Source organism: Desulfovibrio sp. (assembly GCF_047607245.1).
Classification (GTDB): domain Bacteria; phylum Desulfobacterota; class Desulfovibrionia; order Desulfovibrionales; family Desulfovibrionaceae; genus Desulfovibrio.
Window position 1 is genome coordinate 14,229 of sequence record NZ_JASGDK010000070.1, and the last position, 19,832, is coordinate 34,060.

Consider the following 19,832-nt stretch of genomic DNA (forward strand, 5'->3'; position numbering starts at 1 on the left):
GAAAGGCGGACGCACCAACGGGAGACTCCCTTACGGTTGTCCCTAATACCTGCTTGTTTTACAGCCAAGTGACACCGCCACCAGACCAGAACCCCTAATTTATCCATAACCAAGAAGGCCGTGCGATAACCGCTCGGCCTTCTTGGTTATGGATGCTTACTGCACTCGCCTGAGCAATTTCAAAAAGAAATTGCACTAAATTTTAATCTGCTCTGCACGCAGCCAGCATACACTAAACCCCACATTCCTTACTGCCGCAGCGCCCATGCCAGACAATCTGGCGGTACAACTCCGGTGAAGTATCGCCCTCAGTGCTGAAGAGCAGCACGCGCGACGACGCGCCCAGCCCCAAAGCCTGCCGTACTTCCTGCATGTCTGGATTTTTCATCACATACTCCAGAGCACCCACCGGGGCAGCACCGGATTCACCGCTGCACACGGAGGTGTCGCCCGGTAATGGAGCGGCCAGAATGCGCATGCCGTTGGCAGACACAGAATCTGCGCAGGAAAGCGCCCCTGCGGTCCTGTCGCGTAAAATGGGCCAACACAGGCTGCTGGGTTCGCCGCACGCTAGCCCGGCCATAATGGTCTGCATGTGCCCTGTCACCGCATGGGGCTCACCATCTGCCGCCTTGAATGAGCGGTAAAAACAATCCGCCGCGTGCGGTTCCACAATAACGGCTTCCGGTGCCTCATCGCCAAGCGCGGAGGCAAAGTAGCCAAGCACGGCTGCGGCAAAGGAACCGACCCCGGCCTGTAGAAAAATATGGGTCGGGGGTTTGGCTTCGCTGCTCTGCCACTGTTCGTCCGCCTCCAGTGCCAGGGTGGTATAGCCCTGCATGATCCAGAGCGGCACCTCTTCATAACCGTCCCATGCGGTATCCTGAATCAGTACGCCGCCCGATGCTGCGGCATGCTGCATGGCAAGACGCACAGTATCATCGTAGTTAAGCTCGGTGATGGTGCACTGCGCCCCGGTCTTGCGGATATTTTCCGCCCGGACTGGCGCTGACCCCTTGGGCATGAAAACAACGGCCTTCATGTGCAGTTGCTGGGCTGTCCAGGCGACACCGCGCCCGTGATTGCCGTCCGTTGCCGTTACAAGAGTAACGTCACCGAGCTTCTCACGCACGGCGGCTGAACGCAGCAGATCAGGCGTCACTTCACACATGGGCAGTTCCAGCCGTTGCGCCAGATAGCGCGCTACGGCATAGGAACCGCCCAGAACCTTGAAAGCATTGAGGCCGAACCGCCAGGATTCGTCTTTTACCTGAATTTCTGCCACGCCCAGATTGTCAGCCAGAGCCTTCAGCCGTACCAGCGGCGTTGCCGCGTACTGCGTAAAGCCCTGATGGAAGGAGCGTGCCACACGCGCCTCTTCAGGGCCGAACAGGCTGACATCCACAGCCTGCCCCGCGCGGGCGCGGCGGCTGTTAGGGCAATAACTGACAGTCTTCATGTCTGGCCTCCTGTGGCAGGCACGTTGCCTGAGCCAGCTCAGTTGGGGTTGGCTGCGCGCGCAAAGTCGTTATAGGCTTCACGGCTGCCATGTGCAGCACTGTTGAGCTCTTCCCGCACCGGGTTGTAAAAACCTTCGGTCAGTCCTTTGGCCAGCGCGTCCTTAAAATCCGTGCCCTGTTTAAGAAATTCACGGTAGGCGCGTTCCACGTCGGGAGAAGCGGGGAAGGGAGGCCGCCCCGCGTCTTTCAAGCTGGCATCAAGCTTGGCCACCACCTGTTCCAGCGCCTCGCGGTCGGGCTTTTGCGCTACAAGCAGCCCGGCGGTTCTTGAGAACAGACCAAAAATCTTTCTGGCTTCAAGTATTTGCCTTTTGAGGGGATGCCCGTAGAGCAACACCTCTTCAACCGAAGAGGCCCGGGCCTCAACCATGCCCATATATCCGTCACGCGCGGCCATGAACTGTTCATGACTTTTCGCGATACTGTTCGTCAGGGCTTCGCCCTTGACGCCGTCGTCACGGATACTCCGATCATTTACATAGCGCTCAAGAGCGCGATAGTCGGCCCGCATGCTGTCGATACTCTGGTTCATGTCGGTCACCCACTGGGCCAGAGCGCGCGACTCATCTTCACTGAACATCCCTTTCGGGGCGGCAAGACGTGCAGATGCGACCTTGCCGTCTCCGCCAGCCGGGCGCGGAGCCAGCAGCCATTCATGCAGGTAATAGCGCACGTTGCCCATCATCACGTCGGCCTGGGCAAAGTAGGGGTCGGCAAAGGTTGTTGCCACCACGTTATAATAGGCAACCACAGCGTCTGCTGCGGCAAGCTGCTCTTGCGTGGGCGGCGGCCCCTGCTCTTTTGGCAAATTGCCAGTGTCTGCCGCAGCTTCTGCGGATGCTGGCTGGGCCTGTTCCGTTTTTGCTGAAGAAGCCGAAGCCTCTTCCTTTTTATCTGATTCGCAGGCGGCAAGACTCAGAACCCCAAGACATACGAGCAGGATGTATATTTTTTTCATATTTTCTACTGTGAACGTCCCGCGCGTATACGCAGGCGTTTAACTTTTTTGTGATTGTTTTGAGAGTTGGAGCAGATCAACGTTGCGCCAATGTGATGTTGAAGACACCACCCCTGAAACTTCGCATCAGGTCAGGATGCCCCGTAAAAGACTGAAAAAATAGAGGTTCAGGGCATGGGGAGGGCCCTTATACAAAAGCGCCCTTCCCCAAAACACTTAAAAATAAAAAGGCTCTAACCTGCCACGCGGGCTTTTATCCAGTCGTTCAGGCCGGTCAGATCAGCGCCCCAGGGATAGGCCGATTCCGACGCGGGCCTTATATCTGGCCCAACGCCGTAGAAGAGCGTTCCCACTTCTTCGGCAGCATCATGATCAGTGGGCGCGTCTCCCACCATAAGCACGTCCTGTGGCGTCAGGGGCAATGGGGCCACTATCTGGCCCAGCAGCTTGGCCTTGGCCGGGGGCGAACCGTGAATGGAAACGAAATAGTGGTCCAGTTTGCGTTCCTGCAATACAGCCAGCACTTCTTCGTGGGGCGCACCGGAGCAGACATAGAGAGGCAACTTGCCCTTCCAGGTATCCAGAACTTCCTGAATTCCGGGTATAAGCGGGCAGCGGCGCACTTCGTCCAGGGCGTATTCCGCAAACAGACGGCCAAGCTTTTCAGATTCTTCGTCCGAAATTTCGCGCCCAAGCACTTCATTGTAGAACCACTGGAACTTCTTGTAACGGCTTACCCCGCCATGCAGGCTGTGGTACATCACAAAACGGTCCTGGGCTTCCTGCCCGTGGGGCGCGGCAATGCGGGCAAAGGCCCGTGTTTTCACGGGCACGCTGTCCAAAATGACGCCGTCGCAGTCAAAAACAATGCATTGCAATGCCATAATTATCCTTTTTGCGCCGGGGTTGCCGACCCGCAAACGGTTGCGCCGTTACTGCCCCGCATACCGATAACCTTGGCGGGCACGCCGCCAACAATGGCAAAGGGGGCCACGTTACGGGTGACTACGGCTCCAGCGCCAACCACGGCCCCGCGCCCGATGCGCACGTCAGGCGTGATGACGCAGTTGGCCCCGATCCACACATCTTCTTCAATGATGATTTCGCCGGGCACGTGCCCCTGATGCATCATGGGCACATCCTGACGGGCGATGCAATGGTTGGCCGCCCGTATGACCGTGCCCGGTCCCACTGCGGTATGTGCGCCGATTTCAATGCGTCCGGCGTCGGCTCCCACATGTACGTAGGGCGAAAGAGCCACACTGTCGTGCAGCACCAGCGTGCCGTCTGTGGCCGTGATGAAGCAGCCGCGCCCCAAGCGCACGTTATTGCCAAGGGTCATGCCCTTGCATCCCGCAAGGCTCAGCCCCGTGCCAAAACGCGCCGAACCGCAGCGGGCAAACAGCCAGCGCCAGCCAGCCAGGCGCAAGGCCAATCCCACAGGCGTGGGAATCCAGCCCAGCAGCGCTATCCACAATTCTTCCAGCGCAGCGCCCACACGATGACGCCACCCCGGCGCACCGTGTGCAGCAGTTTTTTCAACGCCAGACGAAGGTTGGCCTGCACCCTGCCGTGAAGCGGTCTGGTCTGCAGAAGTGGCGGAAGGAGGCGTACCCGGCCCGGAGGCCGATGCCGTTTCCCCTTCCTGGCCCATGCCCGGTTTTCCGAACTCGGCCATTTACTTGCTGTATTCCTTCATGAGGTCGTCGCCTTCCATAAGGCGCGTCACGCGGGCCAGATCTTCAGGGGTATCCACGCTCCAGCTGCGGCAGTCGGTGGGGACCATACGTACCTTTTCACCGTATTCAAGAATACGCATCATATCCACGGATTCATAAATTTCCAGAGGGCTTTCTTCCATTTCATTGAAGCGCAGCAGGTAGTCGCGACGGAAGGGAATGATGCAGACCTGCTTGCGCATGGGCACCTTGTCCGATCCCTTTTTACGCGAGGGAATGGCTTCACGCGAGAAATAGAGAGCGTCGTTGAAGCGGTCGACCACCACTTTAACTTCATTGGGATCTTCAAATTCCTCAAGGGTGTCCATATCCGCCATAAGGTTGGTGACATTGATGCTGGGATCAGCCAGCATGGGAGCCACTGCGGCGTCGATCATTTCGGGGCGCACCATAGGTTCGTCGCCCTGCACCATCACCACTATGTCGGCCTTCTTGCCCGTGGCGGCTTCAATCTTGAGCAGGGCTTCCGCTGTGCGCGTAGAGCAACGCACATGATGATCGCCGGTCATGACGCTGTTCAGCCCCGCGCTGATGCAGTAATTTTCGATGATTTCATCGCAGGTGGCCACATAGGTGGCGGAAAGGGTTTTGCTCATGGCCGTACGAAAGGCCACGTGCCCGACCATCGGCACATTGTGGATGAGGGCCAGAGGCTTGCCGGGGTAACGGCTGGAACCCATACGCGCGGGAATGATGGCAATAATGTTCATGCAACGGCTCCTTGTGTCCGTATAAATTTTAAAATCTATGAACAATTTCCGTAATGCAGCGCTTTGGCTGGCGTCTTGCGCCGCCACTGCGGATTGCCGGAGTTGTCTGTTCTCTGCCAGAACCTGAACTGTATGCAGAGCCGTCAGCGCCGGGAAAGCCCGGGCGCTGCACAGCTTGCGCAAATAAACTAGTCGTCGGTAGCCACAAGATACCCGCCCTCGGACGCCAGTTCCGGGTGGATTTCCTTGTGCTCCTCTTCCATCACGCGCAGGATGCCCTGCCCCAGATCCACGGTCAGCGGCGGCACAAGTTTGCGCCCCACTTTCGGCATAAAGGCGTAAGGAGTCACCTGATAGTGCCCGCTGTTGGGATCATTCTGATAATTGATCACCAGTTCCTTGCCCAGCATTTCGCCGATCATCTTGAAAAGGTCGCTGACCCGCATGGGCTGATTGCCGGAGATGATGATGTTCTGGTTTTCAAACTCGGGCGCCAGCACTGCCAGCGTTGCGGCGCTGGCATCGTCCACATGCACATATTCGCGCAGGGCCGTAGGCGCGCCATAGTAGGTGATGCCGCCCGTGGAAAGCGCTTCGTACACAAAACGGTTGATGGCATTACGCCTGTCTGACCGGGGGCCGTAAAGCGAACCATAGCGCAGGATGGTGTACGGCAGGTTGTGCATGGCCTGATAGTTTTCAATATACAGCTCGCAGGCCTGCTTGCTGCAACGGTAGAAACCGCCGGACTTGCCATACACATACAGGGAGCTGGCAAAAACGTAGCGCTTCACGCCAGCCTTGCGGCAGGCTTCAAGAATCATGACGTTGCCGAGCACGTTGATGCGCGCGGTGTCAACGGGGCGGTTGTTGGCCTCGCCTATATCGGCGATGCCCGCGTAGTTGAATACCATATCCGCGCCATCAATGGCTTTGCGCACTGTTTCTTCTTCCAGAATATTGCCAGTGAGCATGATCTGGTCAGGACGCAGCCAGGGCGAGGGGTGCAGATCCACGATGGTGACGTTGTGCCCGGCCTCGGAAAGCTTGTCGCAAATATGCGAGCCTAAAAATCCGGAACCGCCAAAAACTGTTATTTTCACAATTATTCTCCCTGGAGAATTTTCTTGATCAACTATACGTCTGCAATTGCGCGCGACTTCATTGGTGAGCTGGCCACGCCAGAAGCCTCAAAAAGCCTTTGACGAAGAATACGCAGCCCTATTTGGGACGTTCAGCCGCGCCCCAAAGAAATACAGAATCAATGCCATAGGCAATAAAACGGCTGCCTGCCGCAATCTGCCGCGCCAGTTCTGCGGGGTCAGGCTGCACAATATGCAGCCCCATGCGAGCCTTGTGGCGCTGGCAAGCCGCGCTTATGCGTTCCATAGCAGCCTTGAAATCCGGGTGATCAAACTGCCCGGTGAGCCCCATAGAGCCAGAAAGATCGTACGGCCCGACCATAATGGCGTCCAGACGCGGATGCGTCAGTATGGCGTCCAGATTTTCCACAGCACGTATATGCTCTATCTGGGCTACCAGAAATATTTCAGGCGCGCGCCGGGTGCGGTAGTTGTCAAAGTCCTTGCCGAACGCGTTGGCGCGGCAAAAGCCCACGCCCCTGTATTCCTGCGCGGTTTCGCCCTTAGCCCGCCACGTGTCCTGACCGGGATACACCGCCCAGTCAATAGCGCGGTCAAGCTGTTCACGGCTCTCGATCATCGGAAAAATAAGTCCCTGAGCGCCAGCTTCCAAAGCAGATTTTATCTGCGTTTTGCTGGCCTCGGGCAATCTGGCAAAGGGGGCAGCTCCACCACATTCGATGGCGCGAAAGATGTCCGGCAAACCGGTACGCCCGAAGGAGCCATGCTCCATATCCACGGCAACCCAGTCATAGCCGGCACGGCCCATAAGTTCTGCCACATCCGCAGAGGGCAATTGCAGCCATGTGCCTACCGTGGCTTTATCCGCCGCCAAAAGCGCGCGTATGTCATGTACGGTCATATCAAGCGGCATGCCGCCGCAGGGTTGAGGTTTATGCTCAAGAATTCAGTATACGCCCAGCGGCGGCAGCGCGCAATACGGCGCGGGGCAGGTACCCCCACAGATCAGGTATTTGCATGAATGCCGTGAAGATGTATGTTTGCAAGGTGGATTAAGGCCTTTCGACCATTCAAGCCCTTCCCCCTGGAGGATACATGGCAACCAAAACCACAATATATACGGAAATCGTGCCCTTGGGCGACGCGCTCGACAAGCTGCTCAGAGCGCTGGACGCTTCACGCACGGCCAGCGGCCAGGACAATTTGCCCCAGCCAGTTTCCTGCCCCACAGCAGAAGCTGACGGCCGCGTGCTGAGCACATTCGTGGCAGCCGCAAGCCCCTATCCCCCCTTCCCCTTGGCAGCCGCCAACGGCTACGCCCTCAAGGCCGCAGATACATACGCCGCAACCAGCGCTGCCCCCGCCTTGCTTCAGGAGGGCAAAACCTGCTTCGCCGTCACCTCTGGCGATGCCTTGCCTCCCTCTTGCGATGCCGTGGCCCTGTCTGTTCATGCTGCCGTGGACGGCAAAGGCGGCGTCAGCATCACGGCCCCCATGCTGCCCTGGCTGCACGTGCGGCGCGCCGGAGCCGACATGGCAGCAGGAGAAACTCTTTTCAGCCGCAACCACATTCTGCGGCCTGGGGACATCGGCGCACTTGTGGCAGCCGGGGTAGACAGTGTGCAGGTGTGGGGCAAACCGCATATCTTCCTGGCGACAGCAGGCGGCAGCTTTATGAGCCCGCCGAAACAGACCGGAGACGTTGCCGCAGCAACGCCAAGCCAGCTGATTGACGGAATTACCCCGGCTCTTGCCGCCAGGGCCCAAGGTTTAGGCTGCCTTGCCCACCCGTCTGCCCCTCTGGAAGCAGACGCGCAAGCCATACGCAATTTTTTTCAGACCTCAATTAAAGCCGGAGCCCACGCCCTTGTTTTGTGCGTGACCGATGCGGCCACATTGGGCGTTGTGCGCACCCTGCTGGAGGCAGAGGGGCAGATTGTGGCCCCCAACGTGGGCATGCTGCCCGGCGCGCCCACAATGATTGCCGTTTATGACGGCAGGCCCGTGTTCTGCCTCCCTGCCAGCCCTGCCGGCACGTTTACGGCTTTTGCGGCCATTGTGGTTCCGGCTCTACTGCTGATGTCCCGCCGCCCTGCGCACTATTTTTCTGGCATTTTGCCGGGCTCGATGGATGAATTCGGCGACCTGACCGTAGAACTTGCTGCCAGCCTGCCTGCGCATCCGGGACTTGACGTTTTTTCGCCTCTGGCCTTGAGCCGTGTGGCGGAAAAAACCGTGGCCCTGCCCTTGCGCCTGGGCGAGGGCTATAAAACTGCGGTTCGCGTTCAGGGCCTCGCTCACGTCACCGCCAATGGCAAGGGCGCTCCCCTTGGCAGCACGGTTCGCGCCCGCCCCCTCTGCCCGGTAGACAGCCTGTACAGCACGCTTTTCTGCGCTGGAGGCAACGACATGGTGCTGGACCTTATGGCTGATGAGCTGCTGCGCCTGCCGCATGCAGTGCAACTGGTTTCAGCAGGTGCTGACGCCACGGACGCCTTGACCGCCCTGAAAAGTAATCATTGCCATATGGCCGTGCTGCACATGGCCGACGATGACAAGGGCGAGTTCAATTTTGCCTTTGTGCAAGAGCACTTGCCCCGGGTTAAGGTTGCTCTTGTAAATCTGGTAGTCCGTCAGGTGGGCCTGGTGGTTCCGGCAGGCAATCCGCTGCAAATCAAGAGTATTGCCGACATCAAGGATAAAAAACTACGTTGCGTCAACAGGCAGGCAGGGTCAAGCACGCGCCTGCAATTTGATGCCCTTGTGCGCCATGCCGGGCTGACCCCGCAGGATATTTCCGGCTACGAAGTGGAAGTGGAAAGCCAGCTGGCAGTGGCAGCCGCAGTGCTTACGGGCAAGGCTGATTGCGGACCGGGAGTGGCAGCTGCCGCCAAGGCAATGGGTCTGGATTTCGTGCCGCTGGGCGGCGAGCGGTGGGATCTTGTCATACCCGAAGCCTTTCTTGCCGACCCGCGTGTGTTAAGTGTTGAAAACCTGCTGCAACAGGCAGAATTCAAAAAACGCATCACAGCCCTTGGTGGCTATGAAATAAATTTGACAGGACAAAAAGTTGAGCTTGGCGTTCGCCTTGGAGCATGATAAGAAAAAAGCCCCGCCGTCGGCAAACGGAGGGGCTGGGTATGGAGCGGACTGCGGCAGATCAGTCCGACCCTGGAGGAGAAGGGCAATTTCACGGCATGGGGCGCAACGAGTTGGTGTAGATTCTCGCCACACGTTGGCGTGAACTCCTGACTGGCGCCACCGAGAGCAGAAGACCCAGCGAAGGCGTCTGCTCGACGAAGTTGCAAAACTCTTCCACATCTGACTCCTGGACTCCAAAGTCCAGGAGTTTTTGATTTATGCCCAGGCTGAAAAGCCAGTCTTCCACGGCTTTGGCAGCTGTTGCGGCTTCATCCGGCTCGCCTTTGAGGCCGGGAGCCAGGGGCTCAAGCACATGAGCCAGCACATCGGGCCGGGCTGCATAACATTCGCCAATGACGGCGGGCAGCAGCATTGCCAGCGCCAGGCCGTGCGGCACATCCCTGAAGCGGCTCAGTGGCTGCTCAAGCGCATGCGCCATGTGCAAAAGACTGTTATCAAAAGCCACCCCGGCCTGAAGCGCCGCCATGCACAATCCGTAACGGGCCTTGAGGTTTTCCGGTTCGGCAAGCACTATGGGCAACCATGTATGCACCAGGCGCACAGTCTCGCTCGCCAGAGTTACAACCAGAGGGTTAGCCAACGTCGTTGTAGAGGCCTCCACAACTCTGCACAGTGCATCTATAGACACATAGCGGCTTTGCTCTGCCGAAAGCCCGGTCATGAGTGCCGGATCGTCGATGGCATAGCGGGGGTAACTACAGTCATGTCCAACAATGGACCTGTGATTTCGCCCGGCTACGGTAACCACAGCAAACCGGTTGACTTCACTGCCCGTGCCGTGGGTAAGATTGACGGCAATTAGTGGAAGGGCCTTTTGGGGCGTGAAGCGAAAGCAAAAAAGATCTTCGGCGCTTTTGCCGGGGTTGGCCAACAGGATGGCTGCCCCTTTTCCACAGTCCAGGGGGCTTCCGCCGCCGATGGCCAGCACTGCGCCCGCATTGACTGCCCTGCCGAGCGCGGCTGCATCATTAACAATATCCGTTGTCGGATTGGGTGTGACCCTGTTGTACAAGGCCAGCACAATACCCTGTTTCTGCGCTGCGGCTTCGGCCTTGTCCCACGCGCCCGAAGCGCGGTAGGCATGCCCTCCGCAAACGCAGAGCACCGACGAAACGCCCTCATTTTTCAAATTTCCCAGGATGTAGCCAATCCTGTCTATTGCGCCAACGCCGACATAAGCCGTTGTTTTAACGCGAATTTCACGAACCGTGTCATAGTTATAACAATTGTCCCACACGGCTGCCTCCCGCGATGACGCTGGGCGTACTATTGCTCTGCAATAAATTAGAATGAATACAGGCCTAGGTCAAGGACCTGCGCAATTTTTCACATAAATTTAGCAAAATATTTATTCTTGATAAAAATAGCGAGCCACAGTATTTATAGCGTTTGTGAATTTTTAGGCAAGATATAAATCCGCCTAACCTACCGACTTCATTGACCAGTGCCCTCCTCATGCCCGCTCGATTTACAAAATCCTCCTCTGTCAGACGGTTCTTCGGCAACGAACTGCTCGCAGGTTGCGGCTTCACCTGAGAACAAAAGTAAACCATCCCAAGCCAGAAGAACACTCTTGCGTGCTTGATCAGAAGAGAAAAACCCCAGAACACGCTCCTCTCCAGGCACAGAAATAACAGTATAACTGCCTGCGATTGCACTGTCTGAGGGAATAGGCTTGCCCCAAGTACCAGCATAGCCCAATCAATTCATATGCTACGGCGGCAGCATGGCCGATTTTGAACTATAGTCTGCATGCGGCCATCCGGCCCACACCTCAATTTCTGCTGGCACGCCTTCTGCGGTCTGCCTCTTGCCGAACCATATGTTGCCGGAAGCATATCTCGGCAAAATGCCATTCTTAAAATGCAGCTGGGCATGCCAAAGCGATAAAGCCAAAGCCAGCCGCTGAAATGCGAAAGAGCCCGGAACGCAAAGCTCCGGGCTCCATTTTGTTGGTGTAGTCCGCTATAGAGCGCTCAAGGCGTGCAATAACTACTTGGGCACAGCCAGAATAACTTGTGAAGCCTTCACTATGGCTGTTATTTTTTTGCCGGGAGCCAGAGCCAGCTTGTCTACGCTGCCCATAGTCACAATGGAGGTAATGCCCTTGCCGCCGGGCAGGTCAACCTGCACCTCGGCATTGACAGCCCCAGGAGTGACCTTGCTGATGGTTCCCGCAAACTGGTTGCGGGTAGAGAGCAGATAGTTTTCGGCATCATCCATCAGCAGCACAAAGCTGGCCTTGATCAGGGCAATGGCTTCCGCACCGGGCTTGAGACCCAATTTCTTGGTGCTGACCTGCGTGATGGAAGCAACAATGTTAAGCCCGCCTTCGACGGCCAGCTCCACTTCATCATTGACGGCACCAGAATGCACCGCCACAACCTTGCCCTTGAAAACATTTCTCGCGCTTGTTTGCATATGAACATCCTTTATGCCGGGCGAAACCCTGGCTGGTAAACGCGAAAATTCTTTTTCGCATGCTGGTAGTATACACTACTGGAGCGCGCATTGCCACACAGACACGCTGAGTGTGTAAAACAGTAATAATCATTGCTATTACAGCTTGTTAAAAGTACACGCACTGAAGGCTTACCCCAGTATACTCCATATAAATGCCAGCGGGCCGATCACACGACCGGCCCGCTGGCTAAAAAACACAAGAAAGACAACCTGTAGCGTATAACCTTTGGGCATATGCAGCTCAAAGAGCAAGACACGTCTGTTGCGGCGTTTACCCGCCCACAAAATTCCTTTGTACTCGCAGCCGGATGGGCCAGCTGGCATGAGAAAAAAACTGTTGTAACCCAAGCTGTCTTTGCGGCAAATCGTCAGCGAGCCCTGCCAATGGCGACAACTATTGCGTGGAACTGACCGGAACGTTGCCAAGTTTGCCAACGATGCTAAGACGTTATGCCGCAACCGCAAATCACGTGTAAGCCTTGCGTCGCAACGCTTGAGCACCCGCAGGCGCTATGCGCAAATGTCAAAGCCGCGTCAGGCCTTCATTCCGTACGACTCTCGCGGGTCTTCAGAGTAACCCACCTTGAAGCGGTTCCAGAGGAGTACTGATTAAAGAGCCACCTGGAAACGCGTAGTTATTTCGTCTGGCAAGGCGCGATCTTTTTTGAAGCAGGAGTGGACTCTTCCATCCTCGACTGATCCAAAAAAGTGACGCACCGCAGCCAAACGGAATAAATCAGCGTTTCCCTAGATGTCTTCTGTCACCCAATCCACAACCTCGGCCATCCGCTTGAGGGTATACCGATGCTGAGGACTCTTGAACGCGAGATCATCCAGGGAACCTTCAAGCCGATAGATGCGCCAATCGCCTTCGGGAAGAGCGCCACGCGCCACGGCATAGCCCACGGCTGCCCGTGCAGCACCTGGCGAACAGAAAAGCTCGAACTCCTGCGCAACAGGGTCCAGCACCACTTCTGATCCGCTGGCGATATCAATAATATAATTGCCGGGAGCGAACACATACACGAAGGGGCATGGTTCAGCAGGCGGCGCCTGATCCGCTTCAGCTACAGGCGCTGTCTTGACGCAGGCCAGCAGGGGCAGAGCCAATAACGCTACCAGCAAAAGACGTATTTGCATTGTCTTCCTCAATATGGTGGGTCTGATAAACCCGACAGAGCCAGTACGGCCCGTTATCTGCGCGGTGCTGCGCCCATTACCAGCGTTTCCGGCATCAGCGCCGGGAGGCTGCCATAGCCTGAAGCCTGCGAATGCGCTCTTCCAAAGGCGGATGCGTGCTGAAAAGATTGGCCATGCTGCTGTGAGCGAACATAGGCGACACGATGAACATCTGCTCGGTGCTAGGATTGCCTTCACGCATGGGAATTCGCCCGCTGGCGGCCCCAAGTTTGGCAAGAGCGCCTGCCAGCGCCAAGGGCTGGCCGCAAAGCTCTGCCCCTGTATCGTCAGCAAGATACTCCCGCGAGCGCGAAATAGCCATCTGCACAAGGCCAGCAGCCATAGGGGCCAGCAAAGCCATTGCCAGCGCCGCAATGGGATTCACGCCGCCGCCCTCGCCGTCACGGTTGCCGCCGCCAAATATGGCCGTGAACTGGAAGATATTGGCCATGGTCACAATGGCCGAGGCCATAACCCCGGCGATAGTCTGAATAAGAATATCCCTGTTTACAATATGTCCTATTTCGTGGGCCACCACACCGCGCAGTTCTTCGGGCGGCAACAAACGCATGAGGCCTTCAGTCACCGCCACCACCGCATTTTCAGGATTACGCCCGGTGGCAAAAGCATTGGGGGCTTCTTCGGGAACCACGCAGACGCGTGGTTTGGGAATGCCAGCGTTGTAGGCCAGCTCATCAACAATTTTATGCAGATATGGAGCTTCTTCCGGGGCCAGTTCACGAGCCCGGTACATAGAAAGCACAATCTTGTCCGAGTACCAGTAACTGCCCACATTCATGAGCAGGGCCATGCCGAAGGCGATGATAATGCCCGTGCGCCCGCCAAGCAGGCCGCCAAGCACTATGATGATGCCCGAAAGCAAACCCAGAAGAAGAACTGTCTTGATCTGGCTGGTCATGCTTACTCCTCAATATGCAAAGATTGCGCGCCGTACTTTCAGACGCCACAATATACTATAAGCATCGGGCACCCGCTGGCAAGATGGCTCTGCCAGAGTGGCGGCCCCAGTCAGGCTTTTCAGTATACCCTGCCCCTTTGACCGTTTTAACCGTGCGTCGCGAGAACAGTTCAGTCGCCGGACTGCACGCAATACTTTCAGCGTTTCAGGCAGGGCAAAGACAATGTTACTGCTGCACGGGCTTCTGCCGCGCCTGCCACCACAGTTGAAAGACCAGCAGCGTCCACAAGGGCTTGCGCAAGTCGGCCCTGCCGGAAATGTGCTCATCCATAAGGGCGCGCACGGCAACGGGGTCAAAGATCCCCTGGGCCTTGAGGCTGTCTGCGCTGAGCAGGTCTTCCATAAGGGGACGCATACGCCCGCGCAGCCACTGAGCCACGGGAATCTGAAAACCCCGTTTGTTGCGGTACAAGATTTCTTTGGGCAACAGGCCCGCAAAAGCTTTTTTGAGCAGCCACTTGCGCTTGAATCCGTGGAGCTTGCGGTCCACAGGCAGGCGCGCGGCGAATTCGGCCACGTCCTTGTCCAGAAAGGGCGCGCGCACTTCAAGGCTGTGCAGCATGGAGCAACGGTCCACTTTGACAAGGATGTCGTCCAGCATGAACTGACGCGCATAAACGTGAAAGGCCCGCGCCAGCGGAGCTGCCGCGCCATACGGCTGCCAGTGCTCAAACTGCTCGCGCGTAGGAGCAAAAAGACGTTCCGGCGAAAGAACGCCCGGCGCTTGCGCCTTGAAGCTTCCGGTCAGAATTTCCGCCTGCATGTCGGGGGTAAAGGCTGTGAGCATGGTTTGCACGCGCTGCCAGGCAGGAGCTTGCGCCGCACGCAAAAACGTGGCCACAGCAAGGCGCGGATTGATATATCCGGCAGACGAAGGCAGGCGGCGGGCAAGGGGCTCCACAATCTTGTTCCGCACCAGCGCGGGCAAGGCATTATACCATTCAGCCACCTTGAAGCCTATGTAATGTTCGTAGCCAGCCCACAATTCGTCCGCGCCGTCGCCGCCAAGGGCCACAGTGACCTTTTCACGAGTCACGCCCGACAGCAGCCAGGTAGGAGCCACAGAGGCGTCGGCCATCGGCACGTCCATTCTGCTCACGATTCCCGGCAGATTGTCGGCACACTCCTCGGCAGAAAGCACGCGCTCGTGGTGGTCGGTGCCAAAGGCCTCGGCCACAATGCGCGCATAGCGCGATTCGTCGTAACTGGCTTCACTGAATCCAATGGAGAAAGTCTTTATGGGTGTGGAAGATTGCCGCGCCATAAGGCCAGCCACAATGGAAGAATCAATGCCACCCGAAAGAAAGACGCCCAGAGGCACATCGCTGACCATGCGACGCCGCACAGCCCGCGCCAGCAAAAATTGCAGTTCTTCGCCAAGCTGCTCGGTGCCGCGCCTGTCATTTTCATCAGGCGTGGGCATGTCCCAATAACGGCCAGTGCGCAGGACGCCGCCCTCAAGCAGCAGCCAATGGGCGGGCGGCAGGCTTTCCACTTCCGCATATATAGTCTGCGGCGTGGGCACATACTCGTAAGCCAGATAGCGCATAACGGCTTCTGGCTGCATAGTCAGATTCAGGCCGGGTACTTTTTCAAGGGCCGTCATCTCCGAGGCGAAATGCAGCCTGCCCTGCTGCACGGTGTAGAAAAAGGGCTTCTTGCCGAAAGGATCACGCGCGCAGAAAAGCCGCTGCTGGACAGAATCCCACAGGGCAAAGGCAAACATGCCATTGAAGCGGGCAAGGCAATTCACGCCCCACTGCCGGTACCCTTCAAGAATGACTTCCGTATCCGAACTGGTGCGAAAACGCGCGCCGTTGGCTGCAAGTTCTTCTTTCAGTTCCGCAAAATTGTAAATTTCACCATTGAATATGACCGTATAGCGTTCGTCGACGCTGTGCATGGGCTGCCCGCCCGTGCCCAGGTCAATGATGGAAAGACGCCTGTGGCCCAGGCATACAGGCCCGCTTAACCATTGCCCTTCGCCATCAGGTCCACGATGGGCGATGCGGTCGGTCATGGCCTTCACCCAGTGAAGGGCCTGGGGGTCAAGCGGCGAGGCTTCCAGTTGGCAAATACCGGCTATTCCACACATGATTCTTTCCAACACCTGTAATTATTGATGAAAACACGCGCCAAGCGGTCATTGTTGGCTTCGGGATCAAACATATGGGCCGCCAGCAGCCTGCCGTTACGGGCAAGGCTGGCTGCCAGGGCTGAATCGTTGGCCAGCAGGGCGATAGCGTTGGCCAGCGCTTCGGCGTCGTGCTGCGGCACCGCCAATCCGGTTTTACCGTGCCGCACCACCTCTGGCAAAGCGTTGACCGTGGTGCTGACTACGGGCAGGCCATAGGCCAATGCCTCGATAACGGTATTGGGGATGCCATCGCGCCGGCCCGACGCATGCACCACGCAGGGCGCGGCAAAAATATCATGCTCTTTGAGGAGCTTGGGCAGCTCATTGTGCGAAATAAGACCGGGCATGCTCACGCGGGCTTCCAGTCCCAGTTCCTTACGCAAACGGGTCAACTCGGCCTGCATGTAGCCGAGGCCCATCACGGCTCCGCCGCCGCCCGCCAGAGTGAGGGTAAAGTCCAGGCCACGGTCTTGCAGCAAGCCGCAGGCGCGGAGCAATACGTCAAAGCCCTTGGTAACGTCAAACCGTCCAAGAGCCAGCAGGCGCACAGGGCGCTTCATGGGAACGGGAGAGGCCGAAGCAGGCACTTCATCCAGGCGCAGAAAAGAAGGATCCGCCTCACTGGAGCAGTGGGAGCCCGGCGCGTCGAGCGCGCCAGTATGGGCGGCAGCGGCTGTGGGCGTGACCGTTTCGTCTTCCAGTGGCGGCAGGGTCAGCCCGTTATACACCAGCTCAACTTTGCCCTTGGCCTGCCCACGGTCAAAATTCTCTATCCGCGCCTTGTCCGCGCCGTTGTTGGCACGCACCAGAAAAGCGGCGTCAAGCTTTGCGCCTAGGTCCGGGTCCGCTGGCTCAAGATTGTCGCCCCTGGCGCATGTGGCAAAGGGAAGCCCGGCGATGCTGCCTGCAACCCAGGCAGCGGTTGCAGTGCCGCGCGGCCAGGGCGCGTAGATCATATCGATGCCCGCTTCTTTGAAGCGCCGGGCCAGATACACCCCTGCGCAAAAAGCCCAGAGGTTTTCTCCCATTGTTTCAACGCAGCGCCAACGACGGAACATAGTACGACGGAAGAGCCTTCCCAGGCGTAGCGGGTGCGTGCAGAACTGGCGCAGAACTTCGGCCAAGATGGCAAAAACTGCTTTTGTGCCCAATGTATGGGTCTGCTGGGCCGCCGTGCGCATTTCAGTGGAGCAGTGGCACAAGTTGGCCCCGTAAAGACTGAACACCGAGAGCGGAAGGCGCTTTCTGAGCCCTTGTACTTCGCGGAAGATAAAGGGCTGTGTGAACAGGGGGTACCACAGCAACACGCAGGCCACATGAGGCAGCCCAGGGGCGAATGCCTGCGGGGAAACGGACTCGCTTGTCTTGCTTTCTGTCATAACTCACTCCTGAGCGTCTGCCAGGGGGCAAACTCACAGGTTATATTATTTGGAGTCGACCATACCGAATTGCACGCGGCGCAAGCTAGGGAGCTTCTTGTGGCGGATACGCCCAATCGCCGCATTTCGCGCCGCTGCACTGCCGCAATTGTGCTGCGCTTTCAGGGGCTTGAGGACCCAAGACTTCCCTCAATTGGTCCATAGTCAGGCTGCGCACTTCCCAGCGGGATGAGAGCCAGTCTGTCCAGGCCAGTATTTTTTTCATAAGTGTGTCCACAGCGCTGGCATCAGGCAGATGGGGCGCACCGCCCGGCATCATTTCTGAAGAATGCCAGGTGAGAGACAATACCCGCCCTCCGCGGGCCACGAAAAGTCTGGTCACAGCCTGCATGGCCCACAGAGGATGATAGACGGGCAACAAACTCAACGCCCCCCAGTTCTTGAAGCCTGGCCGCAAGCCCGGAGCCGTTCTGCGCAGCAGGCCCGGCAAGGGTTGCAAAAGAGGCGTCACGCTAAGGGGAACTTCAAAAATACGCTTTGGCCCAACGGTTACCCAATAAGGATTGCACGGGGCGTCAAAGTGATCTGGCCCCGCATGAGGCGTGGCTCCACAATGCAGCGGGCGTACCGAGGCGTCTACCTTGATTCCGGCCTGGGCCAACAGGGGCCAATGGTTTCTGTGCAGATCCCACCGCCCCATACGAAAAGAAGTCAGGGGCGCGGATTGAAATTCCTGTCCGGCAGCCATGAGTTTTTCAAGCTTGGCGGCCATAAGAAGGTCGGGCACGGCTGCGGCGGGTACACTGGATGCATTGTCGGCAAGGGCGGCGTCTGCGCCCGGCCCGTCAAGAGTCAGAGGGGGCGTGTTCCAGTGGTGCAGGTGCGCGCCTATTTCAGCGCCGTGTCTGTCGCGCAGCCCCGCCAATACGCGCCGTGAAGGCTCGTCGGCCAGCACGCTGTGCGCGCAGAAAAGCGTGGGGCGCACGCCGCGCTCACACAGGGGATCAAGCCGCCCAAGGCTGCCTGTATTGACCGTTGAGAAGCCTCGCCGGGCATACTGGCCGCCAAACAGCCCTTCTTCTTCCACATCCAGGCTGACAGCAAGATAGAGCGTAGGCCGGCTCATGCTTCCTCTTTTTCCGTGAACACATGATCCAAGTGGGAGGATTGCCCTTGCTGCATCCTGGCAGCTCGGGCGCATTCATCCACATACAGATCATAAACCGCCGCGATGTTTCGCGCGGGGTCAAAAAGCTTTTCAACATGGGCGCGCCCCGCCTCAGCCATTTTCAGGGCAGCATCCCGGTCAGACACCATACGGCGCACGGCATCTGCCAGAGCCCGCGGATCGCGTTGCGGCACAAGCAGCCCGGTTTCACCGTCAATAACTACCTCGGCTATGCCGCACACATCGGTGGCAATAACTGGCATCCGGTGAGAAAGCGCTTCCATGATAACATTGGGGATGCCATCGCGATCTCCGTTAGTGTGCACCACGCTGGGCATGATGAGCATGTCATGGTCCAGCATGAACGCGCAGATCTTGTCGTGAGGAATAAACCCCGGCATATCGACAACCTGTGTAAGCCCCAGATCGTCCCGCATTTTGACAAGCTTGTGATGCCACCTGCCGTCGCCCACCAGAGTCAGGGTCACAGGCACGTTTTCACGCCGCAGCCGTGCCATTGCCGTGAGCAATTCGGGAAAGCCCTTGGTGCGCGCAAAGCGTCCCACTGCAAGCAACCTGTAGGGAGCCTGCATGGGCATGGCGCACTGGCCGCGCGGTCGGAAGGTAAGACTATTGTAGATGGCGTGTACTTTGTTCGTGGCGTCAGGAGGGCAGAACTTGCACAGCCACTGTACATTGGTGCGGTTATTGGTGCGGACGAAAAGCGCGTCGCGCGATTTTTCCCGCAACAGACCATCTTCAGGATAAATATCTCCGGCACGCCCAGTGAAGGCAAAGGGGATGCCCGACATGCGCGAGGCTACCCAGGCTGCAGTTGCCGGCCCATTGGCCCAACCCGCATGGATAAGCTGCACCCCGTCCTGCCGGCACTGCTCGGCCAGCAGGAATCCCGCCAGAAAACACAAGGTGTTCTCTGCAATAGCCTCAACATTGCGCATACGGCGAAAAAGCCCTTCACGCATGAGCCGCCACACCGCCCCCGGCTTCTGCCACAAGGCACGCCCGAAGGCAGCAAGGATGCGGCTGAAGGCCTTGATGCCCATGCGGCGGACAGGACCGTCAAAGGCGTGCATTTCTTCGCTGCACCCCTTGAGATTTTCGCCATACATGCTGTACGCATACACAGGCAGGCCACGCTGTCTGAGTTGTACGACCTCACGAAAAATAAATGTCTCAGAAGACAATGGAAACCAGAGAAGCACATAGGCGATGACCGGCGGAACACTCTGCCGACCGTTTTCCTTTCCCGCTTCCGTGGCAACGCCACTGGTTAAAGACATATCGGTCTCCGCAGCAAACGAGAGCCGGGCCTTA

General features: G+C 57.7%; 16 protein-coding genes. 1 reads left to right on the top strand and 15 read right to left on the bottom strand.

The genetic code is table 11. The features are described 5' to 3' along the window. Nucleotides 1-232 precede the first annotated feature (232 nt). From dpaL to QM579_RS05345, 7 genes are all read right to left on the bottom strand, one after another. Nucleotides 233-1,459 carry a diaminopropionate ammonia-lyase gene (gene dpaL, locus QM579_RS05315; protein WP_414998140.1) on the bottom strand — a complete coding sequence of 409 codons (1,227 nt, stop codon included), beginning with the start codon at nt 1,457-1,459 and terminating at the stop codon, nt 233-235. A 38-nt stretch (nt 1,460-1,497) separates the two neighbouring features. After that, on the bottom strand, nt 1,498-2,478 hold the full coding sequence (locus tag QM579_RS05320; RefSeq protein ID WP_414998141.1) for a hypothetical protein: 981 nt from the start codon (nt 2,476-2,478) through the stop codon (nt 1,498-1,500). A 233-nt stretch (nt 2,479-2,711) separates the two neighbouring features. Beyond that, a complete protein-coding gene (locus QM579_RS05325) occupies nt 2,712-3,362 on the bottom strand; it encodes an HAD family hydrolase (protein ID WP_414998142.1) in 651 nt (216 codons plus the stop codon). 2 nt (nt 3,363-3,364) lie between these two features. Beyond that, a complete protein-coding gene (locus tag QM579_RS05330) occupies nt 3,365-4,156 on the bottom strand; it encodes an acyltransferase (protein ID WP_414998143.1) in 792 nt (263 codons plus the stop codon). After that, nucleotides 4,157-4,927 carry a 3-deoxy-manno-octulosonate cytidylyltransferase gene (locus QM579_RS05335; protein WP_414998144.1) on the bottom strand — a complete coding sequence of 257 codons (771 nt, stop codon included), beginning with the start codon at nt 4,925-4,927 and terminating at the stop codon, nt 4,157-4,159. It lies immediately after the preceding gene. A 188-nt stretch (nt 4,928-5,115) separates the two neighbouring features. Continuing rightward, entirely contained in the window at nt 5,116-6,030 is a 915-nt protein-coding gene (locus QM579_RS05340; protein ID WP_414998145.1) for an NAD-dependent epimerase/dehydratase family protein, read from the bottom strand. Nucleotides 6,031-6,148: 118 nt separating this feature from the next. After that, on the bottom strand, nt 6,149-6,931 hold the full coding sequence (locus QM579_RS05345; protein ID WP_414998146.1) for an HpcH/HpaI aldolase family protein: 783 nt from the start codon (nt 6,929-6,931) through the stop codon (nt 6,149-6,151). A gap of 194 nt (nt 6,932-7,125) precedes the next feature. Between QM579_RS05345 and QM579_RS05350 the strand changes: the two genes are divergently transcribed. After that, nucleotides 7,126-9,129, top strand: coding sequence for a substrate-binding domain-containing protein (locus tag QM579_RS05350; RefSeq protein ID WP_414998147.1), 2,004 nt, complete (start codon nt 7,126-7,128; stop codon nt 9,127-9,129). Between the two features lie 91 nt (nt 9,130-9,220). On the opposite strand, the gene QM579_RS05355 is transcribed toward QM579_RS05350, so the two are convergent. From QM579_RS05355 to QM579_RS05390, 8 genes are all read right to left on the bottom strand, one after another. Continuing rightward, entirely contained in the window at nt 9,221-10,429 is a 1,209-nt protein-coding gene (locus tag QM579_RS05355) for an iron-containing alcohol dehydrogenase (protein ID WP_414998148.1), read from the bottom strand. A 755-nt stretch (nt 10,430-11,184) separates the two neighbouring features. Beyond that, nucleotides 11,185-11,613: a TOBE domain-containing protein gene (locus QM579_RS05360; protein ID WP_414998149.1), complete on the bottom strand. Its 429-nt coding sequence runs from the start codon at nt 11,611-11,613 to the stop codon at nt 11,185-11,187. Nucleotides 11,614-12,402: 789 nt separating this feature from the next. Further along, nucleotides 12,403-12,795 carry a DVU_2496 family lipoprotein gene (locus QM579_RS05365; RefSeq protein WP_414998150.1) on the bottom strand — a complete coding sequence of 131 codons (393 nt, stop codon included), beginning with the start codon at nt 12,793-12,795 and terminating at the stop codon, nt 12,403-12,405. Nucleotides 12,796-12,889: 94 nt separating this feature from the next. Beyond that, the gene (locus QM579_RS05370) at nt 12,890-13,753 is read right to left on the bottom strand and encodes a M48 family metalloprotease (protein WP_414998151.1); all 864 of its coding nucleotides are present in this window, start codon (nt 13,751-13,753) and stop codon (nt 12,890-12,892) included. Between the two features lie 226 nt (nt 13,754-13,979). Further along, the gene (asnB, locus tag QM579_RS05375) at nt 13,980-15,908 is read right to left on the bottom strand and encodes an asparagine synthase (glutamine-hydrolyzing) (protein WP_414998152.1); all 1,929 of its coding nucleotides are present in this window, start codon (nt 15,906-15,908) and stop codon (nt 13,980-13,982) included. Next, the gene (locus QM579_RS05380; protein ID WP_414998153.1) at nt 15,896-17,329 is read right to left on the bottom strand and encodes a glycosyltransferase family 4 protein; all 1,434 of its coding nucleotides are present in this window, start codon (nt 17,327-17,329) and stop codon (nt 15,896-15,898) included. The genes asnB and QM579_RS05380 overlap by 13 nt, the downstream gene beginning before the upstream one ends. Before the next feature lie 85 nt (nt 17,330-17,414). Further along, nucleotides 17,415-18,455, bottom strand: a complete 1,041-nt coding sequence (locus QM579_RS05385; RefSeq protein ID WP_414998154.1) for a glycosyl transferase family 1 — start codon at nt 18,453-18,455, stop codon at nt 17,415-17,417. Then, nucleotides 18,452-19,798, bottom strand: a complete 1,347-nt coding sequence (locus QM579_RS05390; RefSeq protein WP_414998155.1) for a glycosyltransferase — start codon at nt 19,796-19,798, stop codon at nt 18,452-18,454. Before QM579_RS05390 ends, QM579_RS05385 begins: the two co-directional genes overlap by 4 nt. Nucleotides 19,799-19,832: the final 34 nt, after the last annotated feature.

Excerpts from the sequence above, each read along its gene's own strand:
- dpaL (WP_414998140.1), bottom strand. The coding sequence starts at position 1,459 with ATGAAGACTGTCAGTTATTGCCCTAACAGCCGCCGCGCCCGCGCGGGG.
- QM579_RS05320 (WP_414998141.1), bottom strand. The coding sequence starts at position 2,478 with ATGAAAAAAATATACATCCTGCTCGTATGTCTTGGGGTTCTGAGTCTT.
- QM579_RS05325 (WP_414998142.1), bottom strand. The coding sequence starts at position 3,362 with ATGGCATTGCAATGCATTGTTTTTGACTGCGACGGCGTCATTTTGGAC.
- QM579_RS05330 (WP_414998143.1), bottom strand. The coding sequence starts at position 4,156 with ATGGCCGAGTTCGGAAAACCGGGCATGGGCCAGGAAGGGGAAACGGCA.
- QM579_RS05335 (WP_414998144.1), bottom strand. The coding sequence starts at position 4,927 with ATGAACATTATTGCCATCATTCCCGCGCGTATGGGTTCCAGCCGTTAC.
- QM579_RS05345 (WP_414998146.1), bottom strand. The coding sequence starts at position 6,931 with ATGACCGTACATGACATACGCGCGCTTTTGGCGGCGGATAAAGCCACG.
- QM579_RS05350 (WP_414998147.1), top strand. The coding sequence starts at position 7,126 with ATGGCAACCAAAACCACAATATATACGGAAATCGTGCCCTTGGGCGAC.
- QM579_RS05360 (WP_414998149.1), bottom strand. The coding sequence starts at position 11,613 with ATGCAAACAAGCGCGAGAAATGTTTTCAAGGGCAAGGTTGTGGCGGTG.
- QM579_RS05365 (WP_414998150.1), bottom strand. The coding sequence starts at position 12,795 with ATGCAAATACGTCTTTTGCTGGTAGCGTTATTGGCTCTGCCCCTGCTG.
- QM579_RS05370 (WP_414998151.1), bottom strand. The coding sequence starts at position 13,753 with ATGACCAGCCAGATCAAGACAGTTCTTCTTCTGGGTTTGCTTTCGGGC.
- asnB (WP_414998152.1), bottom strand. The coding sequence starts at position 15,908 with ATGTGTGGAATAGCCGGTATTTGCCAACTGGAAGCCTCGCCGCTTGAC.
- QM579_RS05380 (WP_414998153.1), bottom strand. The coding sequence starts at position 17,329 with ATGACAGAAAGCAAGACAAGCGAGTCCGTTTCCCCGCAGGCATTCGCC.
- QM579_RS05385 (WP_414998154.1), bottom strand. The coding sequence starts at position 18,455 with ATGAGCCGGCCTACGCTCTATCTTGCTGTCAGCCTGGATGTGGAAGAA.
- QM579_RS05390 (WP_414998155.1), bottom strand. The coding sequence starts at position 19,798 with ATGTCTTTAACCAGTGGCGTTGCCACGGAAGCGGGAAAGGAAAACGGT.